The sequence below is a fragment of the Lichenibacterium dinghuense genome (genome assembly GCF_021730615.1).
Lineage (GTDB): Bacteria > Pseudomonadota > Alphaproteobacteria > Rhizobiales > Beijerinckiaceae > Lichenihabitans > Lichenihabitans dinghuensis.
Map to the genome: position 1 here is coordinate 3,636,249 of NZ_JAJLMN010000001.1, position 23,131 is coordinate 3,659,379.

The following is a 23,131-nucleotide window of genomic DNA, read 5'->3' on the forward strand; positions in this document are numbered from 1 at the left end:
GGCGGGCCATGTTCCGAGAAGAACAGCGGCGACGGGCCGTCGATACTGTCGAGATCGACGTCCGCCCATCGCCGAACGCGCGTCGGGTCGGCCCTCGGGGGCCGAAGGCATGAGGCCGCCCCCTCGCACCGGTCAGAGCCCGGGATGTCCTCGCCTCACGACGATCGGGACATCTCACCATGAGCTCCAGCATCCTCACCAACGCCTCCGCCATGACGGCGCTGCAGAACCTGGCCTCGACGCAGAAGTCGCTGGCCTCCACGCAGGCGCAGATCTCGTCCGGCCTCAAGGTCGCGACGGCGTCCGACAACGCGGCCTACTGGTCGATCTCCTCCACCATGAAGTCCGACACCGGCGCGCTCTCGGCGGTGTCGGACGCGCTGAACCTCGGCAGCTCCCTGGTCAGCACCGCGTCCGCCGCCGTCACCTCGACGCTGACGCTGCTGAACAAGATCAAGGCCGACCTCGTCACCGCCCAGCAGCCGGGCACCTCGACGGCCAGCGTGCAGACCGACATCTCGGCCCAGCAGAAGAGCCTGATCTCGATCCTGTCTTCGGCCTCGTTCAACGGCGTCAACCTGCTCGACGGGTCGTCGGGCACGTCGGCGTCCTTCGTGTCGTCCTTCACCCGCGACGCGTCGGGCAGCACCAGCGTGCAGACGCTGAGCGTGAACACCTCCGGCACCTCGGGCACGCAGATCGGCGGCACCGGCGGCATCCTCGCCGTCGCGATCAGCGGCACGATCAGCACCTCGGCCCAGGGGACCGCCGGCACCGGGGCCAGCGCCGGCGCCTACGCGGCCGGCAGCCTCCTCGCCATCGACATCACCAGCGCCACGGCGGCGGATCTCAAGGCGCTGCAGGCCGGCGTCGACCAGCTCATCTCCCAGGTGACGGGTGCCGGCACCCAGCTCGGCACGGCGTCGAGCGTCATCACCAACCAGCAGGCCTACGTCTCGTCGCTGTCGGACGCCATCACGTCGGGGGTGGGCTCGCTGGTCGACGCCGACATGAACGTCGCCTCGACCCGCCTCCAGGCGCTGCAGACGCAGCAGCAGCTCGGCATCCAGGCCCTGTCCATCGCCAACCAGAACAGCCAGCTCATCCTCAAGCTGTTCGGCCAGTGATGTCGTGGTGGTCGCCGCGCCCTCGCTCGCGAGCGACCATATCCGTGACGCTCGCAGCGTCGGTGCTGGCATCCTTCTCCCGCGAGGGGAGAAGGGCAGAGCCTCCCAGCCGGCGACATGGGGGACCGCGGCAGCGACAAGGGGGGGAGGACCGCCGAGAACGGGATGGTCCGATCGGCCCGCCGGCGCGGGGGCGCATCGGCTCTTCACCAGGCGTTAACGCTCGGCGCGGCGCCGGGTGGGATGCGCTCGAAATTTAGATTCTGCTCATTCTTGGGGAGCTAAACCTGTCGGGCGTCGGACCGGCCCAGGGGGGTCGGAGGCATCAGGCCGCCCCGTCGCACCGGTTCCAGTCCGGGATGTCCTCGTCCGTCCCTCCTCCGGATCGCCCCCGATGAGCTCCAGCATCCTCACCAACACGTCGGCCATGACGGCGTTGCAGAACCTCGCCGCCACCCAGAACGCGCTCAACACCACGCAGTCGCAGATCTCGTCCGGCCTGCGCGTCGCGACGGCGTCCGACAACGCCGCCTACTGGTCCATCTCGACCAAGCTCGATTCCGACACCGGCGCGCTGTCGGCGGTGTCGGACGCGCTGAACCTCGGCTCCTCGGTGGTGTCGACCGCCACAGCGGCCGTCACCTCGACGCTGACGCTGCTCGACAACATCAAGAACGACCTCGTCACCGCGCAGGAGCCGGGCACCTCGCTCTCGGCCGTGCAGACCGACATCACGGCCCAGCAGCAGAGCCTCATCGCCGTGCTGTCCTCGGCCTCCTTCAACGGCGTCAACCTCGTCGACGGCTCGTCGGGCACGTCGGCCTCCTTCGTGGCCTCGTTCACCCGCAACGCGTCGGGCGCCACCAGCGTGCAGACGCTGACGGTCAACACCTCCGGCACCTCGGGCACGCAGGTGGCCGGCGCGGGCGGCATCCTGGCCGTGTCGCTCGGCGCCTTCTCGGGCTCGGGGGTGGCCGGCGCCACCGGTGCCGGTTCGAGCGCGGGCAACTACGCGCAGGGCAGCCTGCTCGCCATCAACATCACCACCGCGACGACGGGCGACCTCGCCGCGCTGCAGTCGGACGTCGACAAGATCATCACCCAGGTGACGGGCGCGGGAGCGCAGCTCGGCACCGCGTCGAGCGTCATCACCAACCAGCAGAGCTACGTGCAGTCGCTGTCGGACGCGATCACCTCGGGCGTGGGCTCGCTGGTCGACGCCGACATGAACGTCGCCTCGACCAAGCTCCAGGCGCTGCAGACGCAGCAGCAGCTCGGCATCCAGGCGCTGTCCATCGCCAACCAGAACAGCCAGCTCATCCTGAAGCTGTTCGGAGCCTCGTGAGCCGGGGACGGGCCGGGCGAGCCGGGGCGCCGCCCCGGACCCCGCCGAAGGGCTCGCCCTTCGGCATCCCGGTCAGGCGCGGTGCGTCCAGTTCACCGGGCCGGCCTTGCCGAAGAGCCACGGATACTGCCGGCACATCTGTTCGGTGCGCTTGGCCCGGAACCCGTAGGCGGCTCCGAGCACCACGAAGACCAGCGACACGATGTAGTATTGCAGGGACAGCAGGTCCTCGGCGGCCAGCGCGTAGCTGAGGAAGCGCACCGCCGCGGCCATCGCCAGCAGGGCCAGCGGCAGCGTGAGGAGGGGCTTCCAGGAGCCCGCGAAGGCGCGGCCCGTCGCGATGCCGCCGAGCCCGCCCAGCACCACCGTGAAGAACACGAAGGCGCCGAGCGCCCCCGGCTCGTCCGGGTACAGCAACCCGCCCATCAGTGTCCCCCTTCGAGGTAGGCGGCGCGCACCTCGGGCCGGCTCAAGAGGTCCTGCCCGGTGCCCGACATGGTGATGAGCCCGTTGACCATCACGTAGCCGCGGTCGGCGAGCTTCAGCGCGTGGAAGGCGTTCTGCTCCACCAGGAACACGGTCAGCCCCTCCGTCTTGTTGAGGTCGCGGATCACGTCGAAGATCTGGCGCACGATCAGGGGCGCGAGGCCCAGCGACGGCTCGTCGAGCAGCAGCAGCCGCGGCCGGCTCATCAGCGCGCGGGCGATGGCCAGCATCTGCTGCTCGCCGCCCGACAGCGTGCCGCCGCGCTGCTGCGCGCGCTCCTTCAGCCGCGGGAAGATCGTGAAGGCGCGCTCTAGGTCCTGGTCGAAGTGGGCGAACTTGTTGATCGCCGCGCCCATCTGCAGGTTCTCGTAGACGGTCATGCGCGGGAAGATGCGCCGGCCTTCCGGCGACTGGGCGATCTCGAGGCGCGCGATCTCGTGCGTCGGCAGCCGCGTGATGTCGCGGCCCTCGTAGGTGATCGAGCCCTCGCGGGCGCGCGGGCTGCCGAAGATCGTCATCATCAGGGTGGATTTGCCCGCCCCGTTGGCGCCGATCAGGGTGACGATCTCGCCCTGGTTGACGTCCATGTCGATGCCCTTCAGGGCGCAGATCTTGCCGTAGTAGGTCTGCAGGCCGCGGATCGACAGCATGGGCCTGGCCGCGCCCTCGCGGCGCGCCGCGGGGGCGCGGGGCGGGGCGGCTTCGGTGACGACGCTCACGCTCCGATCTCCGCTTCCACTTCGGCCACCTCGTCGTCCGCCACGCCGAGATAGGCGGCGATGACCTTGGGGTCGTCGCGCACCGCGGCGGGCTCGCCGTCGGCGATCTTGGTGCCGTAGTCGAGCACCACCACGTGGTCCGAGATGGTCATCACCACGCTCATGTCGTGCTCGATCAGCAGCACGGAGGTGCCGTGGTGGTCGCGGATCAGGCGCAGCAGGGTGTTGAGCTCCAGCGACTCGCGCGGGTTGAGGCCCGCCGCCGGCTCGTCGAGGCACAGCAGCACGGGGTCGGTGCACATGGCGCGCACGATCTCCAGCCGCCGCTGGTCGCCGTAGGGCAGGTCGCCCGCGGGGTCGTCGGCGCGGTCGATGAGGCCGATCGTGTCGAGCCAGAACCGCGCCTTGTCGACCGCGTCCCGCTCCTTGCCGCGGTAGCCGCCGAGGCCGAGCAGCCCGCCCACGGTCATGCCGGAGGCGTGCATCAGCGCGTTGTGCTGGGCGACCAGCATGTTCTCCAGCACGGTCATGCCGGTGAACAGGCGGATGTTCTGGAACGTGCGCGCCACCTTGGCCGTGCGGGCGATCTCCTGGTCGGGCATGCGCTCGAGCAGGTACAGGTCGCCGGACGCGCCGCGCATGTGCTTCTTGCCGGAGCGCGTGAGGGACAGCACGTCCTCGGGCGCCGCGATGCCCTGGCGGGCCAGCGCCATGCGCCCCTCGGTGGGCTTGTAGAAGCCCGTGATGCAGTTGAACACGGTGGTCTTGCCGGCGCCGTTGGGGCCGATCAGCGCCGTGATGTCGCCGCGCCCCACCGTGAACGACAGGTCGTTGACGGCGACGAGGCCGCCGAACCGCATGTAGACGTGTTCGACGACGAGCAGGGGATCGCTCTGCCAGCGCATCAGCCGTGACCTTCCTTGACCATGTCGCCCGCGATCGCCTTGCGTTCCTTGAGGAAGATGGAGGGCGAGCGGGTCGCGATGATGCCGCGCGGGCGCCAGATCATCATCAGCACCATGCCGCCGCCGAAGATCAGCATGCGGTACTGCACGGGGTCGAAGTCCTGGCCGAAGATGGTCTTCAGGAAGTCGAGCTCGCGCAACAGCTCCGTGCCGCCGATCAGCACGGTCGCGGCCAGCGCGACGCCGATCTGCGAGCCCATGCCGCCCAGCACCACGATGGCGAGGATCGTGGCCGATTCGATGAAGGTGAAGGATTCGGGGGAGACGAAGGCCTGCCGCACCGCGAAGAACGAGCCCGCGAAGCCGCCGAACATGGCGCCGAGCGCGAAGGCGGTGAGCTTGGTGTTGACCGTGTTGATGCCGAGCGAGCGGCAGGCGATCTCGTCCTCGCGCAGCGCCTCCCAGGCGCGCCCGACGGGCAGGCGACGCAGCCGCAGCGTCACGGCGTTGGTGAGCAGCGCCAGGAACAGGATGAGGTAGAACAGGAAGACCGTGCGCTGGATCGGGTTGTACTCGATGCCGAAGAAGTGCGCGAAGCCGTCGTCGTTGTCGGTGAACGGCAGGCCGAAGAAGGTGGCGCGCGGGATCGCCGAGATGCCGGCGTAGCCGTTGGTCAGGTCCGTCCAGTTGATGAGGACGATGCGGATGATCTCGCCGAAGGCCAGCGTCACGATGGCGAGGTAGTCGCCGCGCAGGCGCAGCACCGGGAAGCCGAGGATCATGCCCCAGAAGGCGGCCAGGATGCCGGCCAGCGGCAGGCAGATCCAGAAGGAGAGGCCGTAGGTGGTGGACAGAAGCGCGTAGGAATAGGCGCCCACCGCGTAGAAGGCCACGTAGCCGAGGTCGAGCAGGCCGGCGAGGCCGACCACGATGTTCAGGCCCCAGCCCAGCATCACGTAGATGAGGATCTGGATGCCGTAGTTGTTGATCCACTTCAGCGAGCCGTTGGCGCCGAGCGCGCCGACCATCACCAGCGGAAAGGCGACCAGCGCCGCGATCGCGAACCAGGCGAGGTTGGCCTTGAGCACCGTCTCGGCCCGGCCGGGGGTCCGGAGCTGCTGCGGGCGCTTGGCGGCGCGGGGGCGGGCGCCCACGAGGAGGCCGAGGAAGCGCCCCGCGAAGACGATGGCGGCGGCCCACAGCGCCCACGACCAGCGCGGCACCACCACGAGGGCGTTGGAGATGTCGGGATGCGTGTCGTAGGCGAGCAGCGGCACGCCGAGGCCCAGCGTGACCAAGCCCGAGAATGCGGCGCTTCTGAGCGCCGCCACGAGGTCGAAGATCGGCGCCGGCGGGGCGGCCGCGGAGACGGCGCCGGGGACCGGGGTCTTGGCTTCCATCAGCATGGGGTCAGACCTTCTCGATCTCGGGGCGGCCGAGCAGGCCCGTGGGCATGAAGATCAGGGTGATGGCCAGGATGGAGAAGGCCGCCACGTCCTTGTAGTCGGTCGACACGTAGGTGGACCACAGCACCTCGATGAGGCCGATCAGCAGCCCGCCCAGCACCGCGCCGGGCAGCGAGCCGATGCCGCCCAGCACGGCGGCCGTGAAGGCCTTGACGCCGGGCACGAAGCCGTCCGCGAAGCTCACCACGCCGTAGTAGCTGAGGTAGAGGACGCCCGCGACCGCGGCGAGCGCCGCGCCGATCACGAAGGTGAGCGAGATGGTGCGGTCGACGTCGATGCCCAGCAGGGAGGCCATCTTGCGGTCCTGCTCGCAGGCGCGCTGGGCGCGGCCGAGCGGGGTGCGCTGCACGAGGTACCAGAAGGCCGCCATCAGCACCGTCGTCGAGACCATGATGACGATCTGCTTGTAGGACAGGGTGACGTCGTAGGAGCCGCCCGAGGTCAGCGCGATGGTCTTCTCGAACATCGGCGGGATGGTCTTGTTGCGCGGCCCCTGGATCACCTGGACCATGTTGGACAGGAAGATCGACATGCCGATCGCCGAGATCAGCGGCGCCAGGCGGAAGGAGCCGCGCAGGGGCCGGTAGGCCACGCGCTCGATCGCCCAGTTCCACAGCGCGGTGATCGCCATGGCGCCGATCAGCACGATCACGAAGGCGACCGCCACGTTGGCGACCCCGAGGATCTGGGTCAGGATCAGGAACAGGATCAGGGCCACGAAGGCGGACAGCATGAACACGTCGCCGTGGGCGAAGTTCACCATCCCGATGATGCCGAACACCATCGTGTAGCCGATGGCGATGAGCCCGTAGATGGACCCCAGCGTCACGCCGTTGATCATCGCTTGGAGGAAGATGTCCATGTGTGGCGGCATACCCTTCGGCGCATCGGCTCTGCGCGGACGATGTCGGGAAGCTAGCAAGCCGCATGCCGGGTGGATGTCACCGGCCTGCCACAGTTCCGCCCCCAAACGTCTTCCTCCGGGGCGGGTGACCTCGGCCCGACCCGGCGCGGCGAGGCTAGTGCCTAGCTCTTGAGCATGTCAATCGGCGCGGGATCGGACGCCGCATCCGCGCGGCGCCACGCCGCCAGCGCGTCGGCGACGAGGCCGCCCCGCTCGGACTCGGGCGTCAGGGGCAGCAGGGCGCCGAGCCGTTCGGCGAAGAGCAGCCGCGCTTCCGCGGCGCGCGGCCGCCCCGCCGCCATGCGCGGGGCGCCGCGGAACAGGCGGCCGCGGAGGGACCGCGCCGCCATGGCCTTCGACGGCGGCGGGACGAGCTGGAACCACAGCGTCCCGTAGATCGCCCCCGCCACGAGCGCCTCGACCGAGTTGAAGAAGGTGAGCGGGTCGTAGTTCATCTCGTTGTTGATGTTCGCCATCGTCATCAGGAAGAAGTTCAGCGGCGTGAAATAGGCGGCCCAGCTCGACCGCACGCCGAGGGCCCCCACGAGCAGGAAGGGGAACAGCACCGCGGCCAGGAAGCGGAACCCCGACAGAAGCGGCAGCACGTAGAAGCCGACCCCGAGTGCGCAGACGGCCGTCAGCACCGTCGAGAGGGCGAAGCGCAGGCCGTTCGCGACCGGCGAGGGCCGCGACGCGAAGAGGCAGCAGATGATGCCGGTGATGAGCACGAAGTCGGAGCCGCTCGGCCAGCGGGTGGTGACCCAGATCGCGGAAGCGGAGCCCATGCCGAACGCCGCCCGGAGCGCCCCGAGCCCGGCCGCGCCCAGGTCGCGGTCGACCGCGCGCGAGACGGGGTGGGCGTGTTCCGGCTCCTGGTCGCGGCGCAGGATGCCGAGGCCGCCCCGCGCCCGCCGGGCCGCGCGCACCGGCGCCGGGCGCGCCGCCCACGGGGCCCAGAGCGGGCGTCCCCGCGCGTCGCGCGGCAGGCGCTCCGTCACCCGCGGGCGGAGATACTCGACCTCCGCAGCGACGCCGGGGGCCGGCGGGGCTTCGGCCCGCGCGGCCGCGTCCATCACGCAGTCGACGAGGCCCAGCACGGCGCCGCGCAGCAGCGGCTTGCGGGGCCGGATCCAAGGGGCCTCGGTGGCGCCGTTCTCGATCTCCGTGTCGAACTTGGCGAGCCGCGGCAGGAAGCGCGCGACCTCGTCCGGGCCGCCCTCGCCGCGCAGCAGACGCGCGGCGGCGCCGAGCCCGTCGTCGAGCCAGGAGCGCAGCGACGCGCGCAGGGACGCGGCCTCGTTGGACGGGAACAGCAGCAGCACCGTGAGGGTGAAGAGCGTCACCCCCAGCACCACGGCGGAGCCGCGCGACAGCGCCGTGGCGAAGGCCTTGTCGGGCTCGCCGAAGCTGTCGAAGGCGACGATCAGCGCCGTGTAGCCCGACAGCGCCGCGGCGTAGCTCTGCTGGTCCTTGAGCAGGCAGGACGCGAAGGTGCAGAGCGCCAGCCACGCCGTGTGGGCCAGGAGGTAGCTCCACCAGCCCTGCGGGAACAGCGCGATCAGGGTCACGCCCATCACGGTGCCGACCGCCGTGCCGACCACGCGGTTGAGCCCCTTCAGCAGCCCCTGGGCGCGGGACGCCTGGGCGGTGATCAGCACCGTGGAGCCGGCCCAGTAGGGCGCGTCGAGCTTGAACCACATCGCGAGCCACAGCGCGACGAGGGCGCAGAGCGCGGCATGGAGCGCGTAGGCCCAGTCGCTCCAGCCGAGCAGGTGGGGCGCGACCGCGGCCCGCACCCGGGCCCAGACCCGGCGAGGGCTCGCCGGGGCGTCCCCGCCGAGAGCCGTCACGGCGCCGCCGGAGCGGCGCCGGCGAGGATGCGGTGTGCGCCGTGGAACACCGTGACGGAATCGGCCCTGGCGATGCCGGCCAGCGTCACGTCGAGCGCGCGGGCGCGGTCGATCGCCAGCGCGGTCGGGGCCGAGATGGCGACCAGCGTGCGGCAGCCGAAGGTCGCGGCCTTCTCGACAATCTCGAAGGAGGCGCGGCTCGTCACCACGACGAAGCCCGAGGCCGGGTCGCGGCCCGCGCGCAGGCAGGCGCCGATCAGCTTGTCGAGCGCGTTGTGGCGGCCAACGTCCTCGCGCACGTCGAGCACCTCGCCCGCCAGCGTCGCCCAGGCGGCGCCGTGCACGGCGCGGGTCGCGGCGTTGAGGTGCTGGCCGGCGTCGAGCGCGCCGAGCGCGCGCCCGATCGCGCCGAGCGCCACGCGCGGCGCCTCGCCCGCGGGCGCCGAAGCGCGGGGCAGGGCGGCGAGGTCGTCGACGCCGCAGAGCCCGCAGCTCGTGCGCCCCGTCATGGCGCGCTTGCGGGCGAGGTGGGCCTGGAGGCGCGCGCCGCTGACGTCCACCGCGAGCCGCACCGCGCCCTCGGCCGGCTCGACCCGCACGGCGCGGATCTCGTCCGGATGCGCGATGACGCCTTCCGTGAGGCTGAAGCCGAAGGCGAAGTCCTCGAGGTCGGCGGGGGTCGCCATCATGATGCCGAAGGGCACGCCGCCGAACAACACCTGCACGGGCACCTCCGCGGCGACCCGGCGCTCGCCCTCGCGCGGCAGAGCGTCGGCGAAGCGGAACGTGACGGCGCCGGCCGCCGCGGTGGCGGGCGGGAGGCCGCCCGGCGTGTCGTCGAGGGGCCGCGCCATCGATGGGACTCCGTGCATCTCACCCCATCTAGGCGCGGGCGTCCGGGCGCGCAAAGCCCGCGCAGCGCTTCAGGGCGCCCCGTGGCCCCGCCGCCGCGGGCGCATCCACAGCACCAGGGCGCCGGCCAGGAGGAGGGGCGCCAGCGCCCAGGCCTGGCGCAGCACGCAGAGCGCCGTGCCGAGGCCGAGGAGCACGGACATCGCCATCTCGACGAGGCCCATCAGCTTGGATTCGCGGTGGCGCGCCGCGAAGGACGAGCGCCGGCCCGGCGCGCCGTGCCAGCCCTGGAGCAGCACCGCGGCGCCGAGCCCGACTGCCGCGAGGGCGGCCGCGATGGCGGCGTCGGGGGGCGACACGGTGAGGAGGTAGAGCAGCGGCGGCGCCACGAGCGCGAGCGCGAGCGCGCCCACGGCCTGCAGCTTACCCCGCCGCAGCAGGGCCGCCGGCACCGGCGCGCTCGCGAGCAGGTCCGGCGCGTCCTCCCCCGACAGGCCGAGCCAGGTCAGCGACGAGGACACCTGGAAGGTGATAACCACGATCATCGGCGCCACGCCGAGCGCGGGGGCGCCGTTGCCGGTCCACATCAGCGCGATCAGCGGCGTCATGTAGAGGATCTGCAGCAGCACCTGCGACACCACCCAGGGGTCGCGGGCGATGAGCCGCCATTCCTTCAGCCGCAGGCCGGGCAGGGGCCCGCGCACGAAGAGGCGGCGCGCCGAGCGTGCCCGCCGGGCCGCGCCGGGCGCGGCGGCGCCCGCCGCCAGGGCGGCCCCGCGGGCGAAGCCGGGGCCGAGGGCGAGCGCCGCGGCCGCGAAGGCCGCGACGGCGATCGCCAGCCAGGCCGCGAGCGCCCCCGGATCGCCGAGCGCGGCGCGGCCGGGCAGGGACAGGGCGGCGCGGAGCCCGCCGCCGTCGGCGAGCGCGCCCGACGGCCACAGCTCGGGCAGAAGGTTCCGGAACTGGAGCGACAGGAAGAAGCCCGCGCCCACGAAGGTCGCCAGCACCTGGGCGGCGAGACGGGTGCGGCGCGGGCCGAGGGCGCGGAACAGCGCCATCGTGGCGGCGAGCCCGGCGGCGGCGGCCAGCAGCGCGCCCCCGACGAGCGCCGGGTAGACGGCGAGCAGGCGCGGGTGCCCCTGGACCAGAGCGTCGTCGGCCACCGGCAGCACGAAGACCGCCGCCGAGGCCAGCGCGCCCACCGCCACCGCCAGCGCCCGCGCGCCGAGCACGCGCCGCGGCGAGGCCGGCGACGACAGGAGGAGGTCGAGGTCGCCGCGCCCGTAGAGTAGCTTGGTCGAGCCGTTCAGCGTCTGCGCGAGCATCAGGAGCAGCACGAAGCCCGCGGCCGGCAGCACCAGCGCCTCGGCCTCGCCGCGCCGGGCGGGGTCGGCCGCCAGCGCCCCCGCCTCCGAGGCCAGGCCCCACACGGCCGCGTGCATGACGGCGAGCAGCAGGACCGCCAGGCCGGCGAGGCCGCGCGCGCCGAGGCGGCCGAAGCCCGCGCGGAAGTCGCGCCAGCCGAGGCGGAGGTCGTGGCGCAGCAGCCAGGCGAAGGAGCCGGGGCGCACCGGGTCACACCGCCTCGGTGAGGCGCAGGAAGGCGTCCTCGAGCGGGGCGCCGCCGCCCAGCTCCGCCGCCGTGCCCTCCGCGACGAGCCGGCCTCGGCGGATGATGCCGATGCGGCTCGCGAGCTTCTCCGCCACTTCGAGGATGTGGGTGGTCAGGATCACGGTGGCGCCCCCCGCCGCGCATTCGCCGAGGATCGCCTTGACGGTGCGGGCCGCGCCGGCGTCGAGCCCCGTCAGCGGCTCGTCGAGGATCAGGAGCCGCGGCTCGTGGATCAGCGCGCCGGCCAGCGCCACCTTCTGCTTCATGCCGCGCGAAAAGCCCTCGCAGCGCCGGTCGCGGTGGGGGCCGAGGTCGAGCCGCTCGACCAGCGCGTCGGCGAGGCGCCGCGCCCGCCCCGGCTCCACGGACCAGAGCCCGGCCACGAAGCCGAGGTATTCCATCGGCGTCAGCTTGTCGTAGAGCAGGGGCTCGTCGGGCAGCCAGGCGGTGACGCGCTTGGCCGCGACCGGATCGGCGACCGCGTCGATGCCGTGGACGCGGATCGCGCCCGCGTCGGGCCGCATCAGCCCCGCCACCATGCGCAGCGTCGTGGTCTTGCCGGCCCCGTTGGGGCCGAGCAGGGCGTAGAAGGCGCCGGCCTCGACCGTGAGGTCGAGCCCGTCGACCGCGGGGACGCCGGCGCCGAAGCCCTTGCGCAGGGAGCGGAGGGCGAGGGCCGGTTCGGTCGGGGTCACGGGTCGGCCTCTTCGGAAAGGTCGCGCGATCCTGCGCGCCGAGCCGTTGACGCCGCGTGTCCGCGTCGGTTCAGAGCCAGCGCTTCGCGGTGGGCGCCACGCCGAGGTGCTCCTCGATGATGGCGATGTTCCTGAGGTTGGCCTTGAAGCCCATGTCGAACAGCGTGCCGATCAGCGGCACCGCGCCGGCGGCCGCCTCCACGCCGATGTTGGCCAGCATGCGGGCGATCTTCTCCTTGGGCAGGCCGATCTTGCGCGCCTCGTTGACGATGTAGAGCGAGATGCCGGCCAGCAGCACGTCGCCGGCCGCGGGCGTCGCGCCGATGACGCTGTTCAGGCCGAAGCGGAACCGGGTGCCGGGCAGGCGGAACACGCCGTCGACCGCCCAGGCGATGGTTTTCAGGCGCTTCAGGCGGGCGAGGGCTTCGGCGGCGCTGGCGGCGTGGGCCGCGTCGTGCTCGATGGTGGTGTAGGTCATGGCGCTGCTCCGGGGCGGGGGCGAGCGTGAGGTGGGGAGGCGTCGCGCGGGGCGCAATCCGGGCCGGCCTCCGGGCGCGGTCAAATCGCGGCGGCGAAGCCGGCGTTCATCGGCAGGCCGAGCGACAGCCCGGCGGCGATCATGACCCTGTCGAGGCTGTACACGCCGGCGGCGGCGTTGTTGGCCGCGACGGCGAGGTGGAGCGCGTCGCCCGCGCGCAGGCCGCTGCGGTGGTCCGACAGCAGGCGGCGCGCGAGGTCGAAGTCGCGGCGTGCGACGTCGAGAACGAGGTAGCCTTGTGCGACCGCAACCTCGAAGGCCGTTTTCAATGCACCGGCCTGGACAGGCGTCATCCTGCCGATGCGGACGTCCTTGGCGAGGACAGAAGCGAATTCGACCCGCGTCCACTCGCTGATGGCCAGCATGCGTGGCGTCAGGCCCACCGTGAATTTTTTGACGTCAGGGCTGCTCTGTTCGAGCTTGAACAGCGGCGTCAAGAAGCTCGTGTCGAAGTACAGCATCAGTACCCCTCGTCGCGGAGCTCTCGCAGCATCTCGGCGCTCGGTCGGTCCCAAGGGGGAAGGCTGTTCCTCAGTTCATCGAGCGGTCGGAGGATCTCCTCCATGGTGAGCCCTCCGGCCAGCTCTGGCGCGCGGGCGACCTCCCGCGTGATCAGCACGTCCTCGCCCTTCTCGACGCGGTCGAGGAGGGCGGCGATGTCGGCGCGGGCCTCGTCCAGTCCGATGGTCACCATGGCCTTCTCCGGTTCCGGATGCGGGGCTCGACGATAGACCCGCATCCGGCGGTTGACGAGCCGGCCCGCGCGCCGTGGGCGGGGCTGCGCACGGGACGCCGGCCCACCACATAGGATGGGATCTCGCTCCTCCGGACCCCCATGCTCCGCACCCTGATCCCCCTCTGCTTCCTGGTCCTGTTCTTCGCCCCCGCCGCCGTCCGCGCCGCGCTCTACTGGCGGGCGCCGGCCTTCGACTGGCGCGGCGCCGATCGCTCCGCCACCGGCCTGCTGCCGTCGGCGGCCGCCCATTCCGCGGCGGCCGTGCGGGTCTACGCGGCCCCCACGGTGAGCTGGCGCGGCATCGTCGCCGTGCACTGCTGGCTCGTTCTGAAGGAGGCCGGCGCCTCGCGCTACGACCGCTACGACCTCACCGCCTGGGGCAACCCGATCCGCCTCAACGGCTTCGCCCCGGACGGCCGCTGGTTCGGCCGCGCGCCGGAAGCCGTGTTCTCCGCCGACGGGCCGGCCGCCGCGGCGCTGATCCCGCGCATGCGCGCCGCCATCGACACCTACCGCTGGCGCAACCAGGGCGACTACAGGGCTTGGCCCGGGCCGAACTCCAACACCTTCGTGCAGACCGTGCTGGCCGCCGTGCCGGACTCCGGCGCCGTGCTGCCGCCGACCGCCATCGGCAAGGACTTCCCGGTCGACGGCACCGTCTTGGCCTGGGCGCCGTCGCGCACCGGCTTCAGGCTGTCGGCCGGCGGCTACGTCGGGCTGACGGTCGCCTGGGTGGAGGGGATCGAGCTCAACCTGCTCGGCGGGGTGATCGGGATCGACCTGCGCCGGCCCGGGATCAAGCTGCCTGCGGTGGGGCGCATCGGCGTGTGAGCGAAGCCGACATCCGCATCCCGATCGCACAGCTCTCGGACGGCGTGCCGCTGCGGGCATCGTCGGACAAATTGCACACAGTCCGTTGCGCCCTGGCCCCGGCGAGCCCATAAGGCGGGCGGACCGGGGAGCCGAGATGAACGCACCGCAGCCGATGCCCGCCGCCCCCGCCCGCCTCACCGACCGCCAGATCCGCTCGATCATCATCGGCCTGATGACCGCCATGCTGCTCGCGGCCCTCGACCAGACCATCGTGGCCACCGCCATGCCGACGATCGGGCTCGACCTCGGCGACGCCGTCAACCTGCCCTGGGTGGTGACGGCCTATCTGCTCGCCTCGACGGCGGTGACCCCGCTCTACGGGAAGCTCAGCGACATCCACGGCCGGCGCATCATGCTGCTGATCGCCATCGCGACCTTCAGCCTCGGCTCGCTCGCCTGCGCGATGGCCAAGTCCATGGTGGCGCTGGCCCTGGCGCGGGGGCTGCAGGGGATCGGCGGCGGCGGGCTGATCGCGCTGTCGCAGACCATCATCGGCGACATCATGTCGCCCAAGGAACGGGCGCGCTACCAGGTCTACATCGCCGGCGTCTTCGTGGCCTCGTCGGTGGCGGGGCCGCTGCTCGGCGGCTTCTTCGCCCAGCACCTGCACTGGTCGATGATCTTCTGGATCAACCTGCCGCTCGGCCTCGCCGCCTTCCTGCTCACCAACGCCCAGCTCAAGGCGCTGCCCCGCCACGAGCGCCGCCACCGGCTCGACTGGCCCGGCGCGGCCCTGATGGTGCTCGGCTCCTGCGCGCTGCTGCTGGCGCTGAGCTGGGGCGGCGTGCGCTATCCCTGGGGCTCGCCGGTCGTGGTGTCGCTGCTCGTCGCCGCGGCCGCGCTCGGCCTCGGCTTCGGCCTCCGGCTCGCGACGGCCGCCGAGCCGCTGATCCCGACCGAGGTGCTGAAGGACCAGGTGGTCTACAGCGCCACGCTGGCGGCCTGCTTCGCCATGGGCACCTTCATCGGCCTGACCATCTACGTGCCGATCTTCCTGGAGGGCGTGCTCGGCCTCACCGCCAGCCAGTCCGGCGTGGCCCTGGTGCCGCTGATGGTCGGCACCGTGACGGGGGCGACGCTGTCGGGCCGGTCCATGCTGTACTTCCGGCACTACAAGCGCCTGCCGATCGCCATGATGGGCGTCAGCGTCGCCTGCTGCGCCGCGATCGCGGTGGAAGGCCGCGCCCTGCCCTTCGCCGCTCTGGAGGTGCTGTTCCTGTTCCTGTCGATGGGGCTCGGCACCATCCTGCCGCTGTCCACCATCGCGATCCAGAACACGGTGGACTTCCACCAGCTCGGCATCGCCACGGCGTCGATGAACTTCTTCCGCTCGCTCGGCGGCGCGCTGATCGTGGCGGCCTTCGGCACCATCGTGCTCGGCGGTTCGGCGAACAACGCCGGCCACGACATGGAGAGCCTGATCCGCGGCGCCGACGCGGCCCACCTCGCCGGCGTGTTCCGCTGGGTCTTCGCCGCGGCCTGCCTCGGGCTCGGGCTCGCCTGGGCCTTCCTGATGTGGATGGAGGAGCGCCCCCTGCGCGACCGCCGCGCCGGCAAACTCGACGACGCGCTGGAGGCCGAGATGCCGAACCCGCTGGTGATGGAATAGGTGTCAGCGGCCGATGGCGATCTTCTCCCGCGCCGCTGCCGCCAGAAAGGCGGAGCGCGAGATGCCGCGCAATTTGGCCGCGTCATCGATCTGCAGGAGGAGGCCGGCGTCGAGCGAGACGTCGGCCGGGATCTCGGTCCCCGTATCCAGCAGCAGCGGCAGCGTCGCGATCACCGACCCCGAATCGAAGTCCTCGGCCAACGCGGGATCTCGACGAAGTGCGAAAGCGTCTCGCGGTCGCGGCGGCGGGAAGCCGGCGGCCACGCGATCCGTTATCCACTCGCGCAAAGCTTCGACACCGTTTTCGTAGACCTCGTCGTAGCTGTGTCCCATCGCGCAGCAGCCGGGACAGTCAGGGATGATCAGGCCGAAAGCGGCTTCGGTCGTTTCGATCAATGCTAGGTAATTAGCCATGGCGTTCGATCCGATGAACTGCGGCTGCCGCCGATGAGGTGGCCGAGGAGCCGGCCCTGTCAAATCCAACCCGCTGCGCGAGCGATCGCGCGCGCCGTGCCGGGGGCGATCTCGCGATGGCGGGGGACCAGGATGACGATCCCGGGCCTGTTCGGATGGGACAGCTTCGCGTGCTTCGACCCGCCATCCGTCCTCCAGCCTTCCGCAGCGAGGCGGTCGAGGATCCGCCGCGCGTTTGTCTCGACCATCGGCATCGGGCTGCTCCATCCTCCCGGCTGACCGATGAAGCTCACTTAGCGCCAACCTCTCCGGGTTCACCCCCGCGGATCGCCGTGCCATTGTCGCGGATGAATCGCGGCCCCGCGCCGCAGCACATCAGGGGGAGACGCGACGTGGCCGAGGACTTCAAGAAGGCGGCGCTCGACTACCACCGCTATCCGACCCCCGGGAAGCTGTCAGTCGAGCCCACCAAGCGCATGGCGACGCAGCGCGACCTCGCGCTGGCCTATTCGCCGGGCGTCGCCCACGCCTGCACGGCCATCGTCGAGGACCCGGAAGCGGCGCGCGACCTCACGGCGCGCGGCAACCTCGTCGGCGTGGTGTCGAACGGCACCGCCGTGCTCGGCCTCGGCAACATCGGCGCCCTGGCGGGCAAGCCCGTGATGGAGGGCAAGGCCGTCCTCTTCAAGAAGTTCGCCGGCATCGACTGCTTCGACATCGAGGTCGACGCTTCCGACCCCGAGCGCTTCATCGAGGTCGTGGCCGCGCTGGAGCCGACCTTCGGCGCCATCAACCTCGAGGACATCAAGGCCCCCGAGTGCTTCGAGATCGAGCGCACGCTCCGCTCGCGCATGAAGATCCCCGTGTTCCACGACGACCAGCACGGCACCGCCATCGTCTGCGCCGCGGCCCTGGTCAACGGCCTCCGGCTGCGCGGCAAGGCGCTGTCCGACGTCCGTCTCGTGTCGTCGGGCGCCGGCGCCGCGGCCCTCGCCACCGTCGACCTGCTCGTGTCGATGGGCCTCCGCATCGAGAACGTCACGCTCACCGACATCAAGGGCGTGGTGCACGCGGAACGCGGCGACCCCATGGGCCCGAACCTCGCGCGCTACGCCAAGCGCACGGACGCGCGCACGCTCGCCGAGGCGCTGCCCGGCGCCGACGTGTTCCTCGGCCTGTCGGCCCCGCGCGTGCTCAAGCCCGAGTGGCTGAAGACCATGGGGCCGGACCCGTTCATCCTGGCGCTCGCCAACCCCGACCCCGAGATCACCCCCGAGCTCGCCCGCGAGGCGCGGCCCGACGCCATCATCGCCACCGGCCGGTCGGACTACCCGAACCAGGTCAACAACGTCCTCTGCTACCCGTTCATCTTCCGCGGCGCGCTCGACGTGGGCGCGACCGAGATCAACGAGGACATGAAGATCGCGGCCGTCAACGCCATCGCGGAACTCGCCCGCGTCGAGGCCTCGGACGTGGTGGCCTCGGCCTACGGCGGCCAAGCCCCCGTGTTCGGGCCCGAATACATCATCCCGAAGCCCTTCGACCCGCGGCTGATCCTCCAGGTGGCGCCCGCCGTGGCGCGGGCCGCGATGGCGTCCGGCGTGGCGCTGCGGCCCATCGCCGACTTCGACGCCTACGCGCGCGACCTCGAGCGCTTCGTGTTCCGCTCCGGCCAGCTCATGCGCCCCGTCTTCGAGGCGGCGCGGCGCAGGCTGCAGCGCGTCGTCTACGCCGAGGGCGAGGACGACCGGGTGCTGCGCGCCGTGCAGACCGTGGTCGACGACCGCCTGGCCGAGCCGATCCTGATCGGCTCGCGCGCCGTGATCGACCGCAAGGCGGCCGCGCTCGGGCTCCGGCTGCGCGCGGGCGCCGGCGTCACGGTGCTCGACCCGGCCGAGGACGCCGACGTGTTCGGCCCGCTGGTGAAGGACTACCAGAAGCTCGTCGACCGCCGCGGCGTGCCGCCCGAGGCCGCGGCGCGGCGCATGCGGACCCGCCTCGCCATCCCGGCCGCCATGCTGCTGCAGTCCGGCCACGCCGACGCGGCCCTCGTCGGCGGCACGGGGGACTGGTCGCGCCACCTCGCCTACACGCTGCCCATCGTGCGGCCGGAGGCGGGCAGCCGCGTCTACGCCCTGTCGGGGCTGATCCTGCAGAGCGGCGCGCTGTTCATCTGCGACACCCACGTCAACCACGAGCCCACGGCCGAGCAGATCGCCGAGATGACGCTGCTGGCCGCCGAAGAGGTGCGCCGCTTCGGCGTCGTGCCCAAGGCGGCGCTGCTCAGCCACTCGTCCTTCGGCGCGGGCTCCTCGCCCTCGGCGCGCAAGATGCGCCGCGCGCTCGCGCTGATCCGCGCGCAGGCGCCCGACCTCGAGGTCGACGGCGAGATGCACGCCGACGCGGCCCTGAGCGCCCCCCTGCGCGACCGCCTCGTCAGCGACAGCCCGCTGGAAGGCGCCGCCAACCTCCTCGTGATGCCCAACCTCGACGCCGCCAACATCGGCCTGACGCTGCTCGGCGCCGCGGCCAGCGGCCTCCAGGTCGGCCCCATGCTGCTGGGGTTGCAGAAGCCGCTGCACGTGCTGGTGCAGAAGGTCACGGCGCGCGGCATCGTCAACATGACGGCGCTGGCGGCCGCGGAAGCCGCGCAGGACGATTGATCCTCGCCCCTCCCCCGTTCGCGGGGGAGGAGCGGAGCGGCGCGCCGAAACCCCTTTCCAGCGCCCCGCCCCGCCGCTACGGTCCGGTAAAATCCGGGAGAAACGAACCATGAATGCGGAAGACCCGAGGCTGCTCGCCGCAGCGCCCCGCCGCCCCTGGTACAAGCTTCTCTACGTCCAGGTGCTGATCGCCATCGTGATCGGCGCCGTGCTGGGCGTGCTGTTCCCCGGCAAGACCGGCCTCGCCGCCAACATGAAGCCGTTCGGCGACGCCTTCGTGAACCTCATCAAGATGATGATCGCGCCGGTCATCTTCTGCACCGTGGTGCACGGCATCGCCACCATGGGCGACCTGAAGCGCGTCGGCCGCGTGGGCATCAAGGCCATCGTGTACTTCGAGGTCGTGTCGACCCTGGCCCTGGCGATCGGCCTCATCGTGGCCGACGTCGTGCGGCCCGGCGCGGGCTTCAACATCGACCCCAAGACGCTGGATCAGGCGTCGGTCGCCAACTTCGTCACGGCCGCCAAGGGCGACAGCGTGGTGGCCCACCTGATGGCCATCATCCCGACGAGCTATGGCGACGTCTTCGCCAAGGGCGACCTCCTGCAGGTGCTGCTCGTCGCCATCCTCACCGGCATCGCGGTGTCGCGCCTCGGCGAGGTCGGCGAGCGCGTCGCGGCCGGCATCGACGCCGCCGGCAAGGTGTTCTTCCGCATCATCGGCATCATCGTGCATTTCGCGCCGATCGGCGCCTTCGGCGCCATGGCGTTCACGGTGGGGGCCTTCGGCTTCAAGAGCCTCGCCTTCCTGGGCCAGCTCATCGCCACCTTCTACGCCACGAGCCTGCTGTTCATCTTCGTCGTGCTCGGCCTCATCGCCCGCGCGGCCGGCTTCTCGATCTGGCGCTACATCGTCTACATCAAGGACGAACTGCTCATCGTGCTCGGCACCTCGTCCTCCGAGACCGTGCTGCCCAACATGATCCGCAAGATGCAGGCGCTCGGGGCCTCGAAGCCCGTCGTCGGCCTCGTCATCCCGACCGGCTACAGCTTCAACCTCGACGGCACCAACATCTACATGACGCTGGCGGTGCTGTTCCTGGCGCAGGCCACCAACACCGACCTGACGCTCGCGCAGGAGCTGAAGATCCTGCTCATCGCGGCGCTGACCTCGAAGGGCGCGTCCGGCGTCACCGGCGCGGGCTTCATCACGCTGGCCGCCACGCTGGAGATCGTGCCCGAGATCCCGCTCGCCTCCGTGGCCATCCTGGTCGGCATCGACAAGTTCATGAGCGAGTGCCGCGCCCTCACCAACCTCATCGGCAACGGCGTCGCGGCCCTGGTGATCAGCCGCTGGGAGGGCGAGCTCGACACGGCGCAGCTCGATGCCGCCCTGCGCAACCCGGTCAAGGTCGGCGACGCCGTCGAGGCGCAGATCGCCTGAACCGGCCCGGAGCGCGGCCGGCTTGTGGCGGCCGCCTCCCTCCGATACGAGCGGCACGCGATCCCTCCCGCCCCGGTGCCGCCCCGTGTCGACCTTCACCGCCGCCGAGCTCGGCACCCTCGTCACCATCCTGCGCGACGCCGCCCGCGCCGAGGTCCTGCCGCGCTTCCGCGGCCTCGTGCCGAAGCGCACGCGCGAGAAGTCCTCGCGCCAGGACCTCGTCACCGACGCCGACGAGGCCGCCGAGGCCGCCATCGCGGCGGCGCTGGCCCGCGCCTTCCCGGGCTGCACGGTGGTGGGCGAGGAGGCGACGGAGCGCGATCCCGCGCTGCTCGACCGGCTCGCCGAGCCCGAGCTCGCCTTCGTGATCGACCCGATCGACGGCACCAAGAACTTCGCCTCGAACCTGCCGCTGTTCGGCATGATGGCGGCCGTGCTCCGCCGCGGCGAGACCGTCGCCGGCGTGATCCTCGACCCCGTCGAGGACGACTGGGCCGCGGCGGTGCGGGGCGAGGGCGCCTGGCTGGAGCGCGCCGACGGGCGCCGGCACGACCTGCGCGTCGGGCCCGCGCCGTCGCTCGCCGAGATGGCCGGGCTCGTGTCCTGGACCTTCTTCCCCGACGAGGAGCGGACCCGCGTGCCGTCGCGCTTCCCGCGCGTCGCCAACGCGTCCGACTACCGCTGCGCCGCGCACCAGTACCGCCTGCTCTGCGGCGGCTTCTACGACTTCGCGCTCTATTCCAAGCTGATGCCCTGGGACCACGCCGCGGGCGTGCTGATCCACGCCGAGGCGGGAGGCTATTCCGCCCGCCTCGACGGGACGCCCTATTCCCCGACGCGCCACGACGGCGGGCTGCTCAACGCGCCCGATCGCGACAGCTGGGAGATGGTGAGGGAGGCCTTAGTGGCATCGTGAACGGCTTGCCAGTATTGGACTCTCCCTGCGTCACATGCGCTTTTCCGCGCGGCCGGACGCGGTGACGCATTCCGTCGTCACGCGAAACTGCCACTGAACCCTCGGCGCTTCCCCCGAATCACGGTCCGGGATGATCGTCGCACGCCCTCCCACCGCGGATGCTTCCTTGGTCGACGCTGCCCTCCACTCCGCCGCCGACGCCCACCTGTCTCTCCGCCGCGCCCGCGGCCGCCGCCTCCTCCTCGTCCTGCCCAGCCTCGCCCTGGCGATTTTGGCGCTCGCCCTGTCGGTCGGCGTGCTCCTGTCGGCGCCGCACGGCGCGCTCGATTGGGCGTTGCTCGTCCCCTTCGCGCTGGTGATGGCCTGGGAGGGCCTGATGGTGTGGCAGCTGGTGCTCGGCTTCGCCTCCTGGCTGCGCGGCCGCGAGGCGCTGACGCCGCTGGAGCGGCGGGCCGGGACCGTGGAGCCGGTCGCGACGGGGCTGAGCCGCACGGCCCTCGTGGTCCCGATCTGCGACGAGGACCCGGAGGCCGTCTTCGCCTACGTCGAGATCGCCCGCCGGTCCATCGCCCGGACGGGCCGCGTCGACGACGTCGACATCCACGTGCTCAGCGACACCCGCCGCCCCGCGGTCGCGGCCGACGAGCACCGGCTCTGGGCGGCGATGCCCGCCGCGCCCGAGCTGCCGGCCGTGTTCTACCGCCACCGCGCGACCAACACGGGCCGCAAGGCCGGCAACGTCATGGAGATGTTCGACCGCACGGGCGACGCCTACGACTTCGCCGTCGTGCTCGACGCCGACAGCCTGATGAGCGGCGCCGCCATCCGCAGGCTGATCCGCCTCATGGAGGAGAACCCGCGGGTCGGCATCGTGCAGACCGTGTCCTACGCCACGGGCCACGAGACGCTGTTCGCGCGCATCCAGCAGTTCGCCGTGCGGCTCTACGCGCCCCTCGCCCTGCGCGGCCTCGACTTCTGGCAGGGCGCGGAAAGCTCCTATTGGGGCCACAACGCCATCCTGCGCGTGGCGCCGTTCCGCGCCCATTGCCGCCTGCCGGTGCTGCCGGGGGTGCCGCCCTTCGGCGGCGAGATCCTGTGCCACGACGTGGTCGAGGCCGCCCTGATGGCGCGCGCCGGCTGGGACACGCGCCTGCTGCCCGAGTTCGACGGCACCTGGGAGGAGATGCCCACCAACACGGTCGACCTGATGGGCCGCGAGCGCCGCTGGTGCCAGGGCAACCTGCAGCACGCGCGCATCCTCGGCCTGCCGGGGCTCAAGTCCGCCAGCCGCGGCCACATCCTGCTCGGCATCGGCGGCTACCTCACGGCGCCGCTGTGGTGGCTGTTCGTGCTCGGCGGCGCCGCGCGGGTGCTGCTCGGGCCGTGGCTCGGCGCCAAGGGCGGGCTCGGGCTGCTCGCCTACGGGGCCACGGAGCGGGGGCCCGCCGCGGCCGGCCTGCTCGCGCTCGCGGCCGTGCTGATCCTGGTGCCCCGCGTGCTCAACCTCGTGCGCGCCTTCGGCGACGCGCGGCTCCGGGCCGAGTTCGGCGGCACCGGGCGCCTCGCCGCCGGCGCCGCGCTGGAGCAGGGGATCTGGCTGCTGCTCGGGCCGCTGCTGTCGCTGGTCAACGCCGGCTTCGTGCTGTGGACCGTGCTCGGCCGCGTCGTGCCCTGGGTGGCGCAGTCGCGCGCCGACCGCCACGTCACGCTCGCCGAGGCCTGGCGCTGCCATTCCACCCAGGTGATGGTCGGCGTCGCCCTGGCGGTCTCGGCCTGGGCGGCCGGCGGCTGGTACGCGCTGTGGCTCGCCCCGAGCTACGTCGGCCTCATCGTGAGCCCCGTCCTCACCTCGGCCTTGAGCCGCGTCGACCTCGGCCGCCTGTCGCACCGCGCGGGCCTGTTCGTCACGGTGGACGACACCGCGCCGGCGCCCGAGATCCTGGAACTCCGGGCCGCGTCCGGCGCCTGAGCGCCGGG

The 23,131-nt window shown here is 72.0% G+C and carries 22 protein-coding genes; 8 read left to right on the forward strand and 14 right to left on the reverse strand.

All coding sequences use genetic code 11. The features are described 5' to 3' along the window. Positions 1–179: 179 nt before the first annotated feature. Complete coding sequence (locus L7N97_RS17390) at positions 180–1,127, forward strand: flagellin N-terminal helical domain-containing protein (protein WP_237479559.1); 948 nt, start codon at positions 180–182, stop codon at positions 1,125–1,127. A gap of 394 nt (positions 1,128–1,521) precedes the next feature. Then, positions 1,522–2,472 (forward strand): flagellin N-terminal helical domain-containing protein, encoded by a 951-nt coding sequence (locus tag L7N97_RS17395; RefSeq protein ID WP_237479560.1) that lies wholly within the window; start codon positions 1,522–1,524, stop codon positions 2,470–2,472. 72 nt (positions 2,473–2,544) lie between these two features. Here the strand turns inward: L7N97_RS17395 and L7N97_RS17400 are convergent, their stop codons facing one another. The 12 genes from L7N97_RS17400 to L7N97_RS17455 form a co-directional block, all read right to left on the reverse strand. Beyond that, a complete protein-coding gene (locus tag L7N97_RS17400) occupies positions 2,545–2,898 on the reverse strand; it encodes a DUF6867 family protein (protein WP_237479561.1) in 354 nt (117 codons plus the stop codon). After that, positions 2,898–3,608 carry an ABC transporter ATP-binding protein gene (locus tag L7N97_RS17405; RefSeq protein ID WP_237482282.1) on the reverse strand — a complete coding sequence of 237 codons (711 nt, stop codon included), beginning with the start codon at positions 3,606–3,608 and terminating at the stop codon, positions 2,898–2,900. The genes L7N97_RS17400 and L7N97_RS17405 overlap by 1 nt, the downstream gene beginning before the upstream one ends. A 65-nt stretch (positions 3,609–3,673) precedes the next feature. Beyond that, a complete protein-coding gene (locus L7N97_RS17410) occupies positions 3,674–4,582 on the reverse strand; it encodes an ABC transporter ATP-binding protein (protein ID WP_237479562.1) in 909 nt (302 codons plus the stop codon). Then, positions 4,582–5,982, reverse strand: coding sequence for a high-affinity branched-chain amino acid ABC transporter permease LivM (livM, locus tag L7N97_RS17415; protein WP_237482284.1), 1,401 nt, complete (start codon positions 5,980–5,982; stop codon positions 4,582–4,584). The genes L7N97_RS17410 and livM overlap by 1 nt, the downstream gene beginning before the upstream one ends. Before the next feature lie 10 nt (positions 5,983–5,992). Then, complete coding sequence (locus L7N97_RS17420; RefSeq protein ID WP_237479563.1) at positions 5,993–6,910, reverse strand: branched-chain amino acid ABC transporter permease; 918 nt, start codon at positions 6,908–6,910, stop codon at positions 5,993–5,995. Between the two features lie 164 nt (positions 6,911–7,074). Continuing rightward, on the reverse strand, positions 7,075–8,802 hold the full coding sequence (locus L7N97_RS17425; protein ID WP_237479564.1) for an FUSC family protein: 1,728 nt from the start codon (positions 8,800–8,802) through the stop codon (positions 7,075–7,077). Further along, positions 8,799–9,656: a formate dehydrogenase accessory sulfurtransferase FdhD gene (gene fdhD, locus L7N97_RS17430; protein ID WP_237479565.1), complete on the reverse strand. Its 858-nt coding sequence runs from the start codon at positions 9,654–9,656 to the stop codon at positions 8,799–8,801. Before fdhD ends, L7N97_RS17425 begins: the two co-directional genes overlap by 4 nt. Positions 9,657–9,725: 69 nt before the next feature. Next, positions 9,726–11,225 carry a hypothetical protein gene (locus L7N97_RS17435; RefSeq protein WP_237479566.1) on the reverse strand — a complete coding sequence of 500 codons (1,500 nt, stop codon included), beginning with the start codon at positions 11,223–11,225 and terminating at the stop codon, positions 9,726–9,728. Positions 11,226–11,229: 4 nt separating this feature from the next. Continuing rightward, a complete protein-coding gene (locus L7N97_RS17440; protein WP_237479567.1) occupies positions 11,230–11,961 on the reverse strand; it encodes an ABC transporter ATP-binding protein in 732 nt (243 codons plus the stop codon). A 70-nt stretch (positions 11,962–12,031) separates the two neighbouring features. Continuing rightward, positions 12,032–12,439, reverse strand: a complete 408-nt coding sequence (locus tag L7N97_RS17445) for a DUF4112 domain-containing protein (RefSeq protein WP_237479568.1) — start codon at positions 12,437–12,439, stop codon at positions 12,032–12,034. A gap of 80 nt (positions 12,440–12,519) precedes the next feature. Further along, positions 12,520–12,960, reverse strand: coding sequence for a type II toxin-antitoxin system VapC family toxin (locus L7N97_RS17450; RefSeq protein ID WP_255721685.1), 441 nt, complete (start codon positions 12,958–12,960; stop codon positions 12,520–12,522). Further along, on the reverse strand, positions 12,960–13,193 hold the full coding sequence (locus tag L7N97_RS17455) for a type II toxin-antitoxin system Phd/YefM family antitoxin (RefSeq protein WP_237479570.1): 234 nt from the start codon (positions 13,191–13,193) through the stop codon (positions 12,960–12,962). The genes L7N97_RS17450 and L7N97_RS17455 overlap by 1 nt, the downstream gene beginning before the upstream one ends. Before the next feature lie 141 nt (positions 13,194–13,334). Between L7N97_RS17455 and L7N97_RS17460 the strand changes: the two genes are divergently transcribed. Beyond that, complete coding sequence (locus L7N97_RS17460; RefSeq protein ID WP_237479571.1) at positions 13,335–14,066, forward strand: DUF3750 domain-containing protein; 732 nt, start codon at positions 13,335–13,337, stop codon at positions 14,064–14,066. A gap of 136 nt (positions 14,067–14,202) precedes the next feature. Next, positions 14,203–15,717 carry an MDR family MFS transporter gene (locus tag L7N97_RS17465; RefSeq protein ID WP_237479572.1) on the forward strand — a complete coding sequence of 505 codons (1,515 nt, stop codon included), beginning with the start codon at positions 14,203–14,205 and terminating at the stop codon, positions 15,715–15,717. A 3-nt stretch (positions 15,718–15,720) separates the two neighbouring features. On the opposite strand, the gene L7N97_RS17470 is transcribed toward L7N97_RS17465, so the two are convergent. Next, on the reverse strand, positions 15,721–16,131 hold the full coding sequence (locus L7N97_RS17470) for a type II toxin-antitoxin system HicB family antitoxin (RefSeq protein ID WP_237479573.1): 411 nt from the start codon (positions 16,129–16,131) through the stop codon (positions 15,721–15,723). Positions 16,132–16,190: 59 nt separating this feature from the next. Further along, entirely contained in the window at positions 16,191–16,385 is a 195-nt protein-coding gene (locus L7N97_RS17475; protein ID WP_237479574.1) for a type II toxin-antitoxin system HicA family toxin, read from the reverse strand. A gap of 93 nt (positions 16,386–16,478) precedes the next feature. On the opposite strand from L7N97_RS17475, the gene L7N97_RS17480 reads away from it, so the two are divergent. The 4 genes from L7N97_RS17480 (at position 16,479) to mdoH (ending at position 23,123) form a co-directional block, all read left to right on the forward strand. Next, a complete protein-coding gene (locus L7N97_RS17480) occupies positions 16,479–18,794 on the forward strand; it encodes an NADP-dependent malic enzyme (protein WP_428981061.1) in 2,316 nt (771 codons plus the stop codon). A 109-nt stretch (positions 18,795–18,903) separates the two neighbouring features. After that, entirely contained in the window at positions 18,904–20,238 is a 1,335-nt protein-coding gene (locus L7N97_RS17485; protein WP_237479576.1) for a dicarboxylate/amino acid:cation symporter, read from the forward strand. An 85-nt stretch (positions 20,239–20,323) separates the two neighbouring features. Then, entirely contained in the window at positions 20,324–21,154 is an 831-nt protein-coding gene (locus L7N97_RS17490) for an inositol monophosphatase family protein (RefSeq protein WP_237479577.1), read from the forward strand. Between the two features lie 166 nt (positions 21,155–21,320). Next, complete coding sequence (mdoH, locus tag L7N97_RS17495) at positions 21,321–23,123, forward strand: glucans biosynthesis glucosyltransferase MdoH (protein WP_237479578.1); 1,803 nt, start codon at positions 21,321–21,323, stop codon at positions 23,121–23,123. The last annotated feature ends 8 nt before the right edge of the window (positions 23,124–23,131 follow it).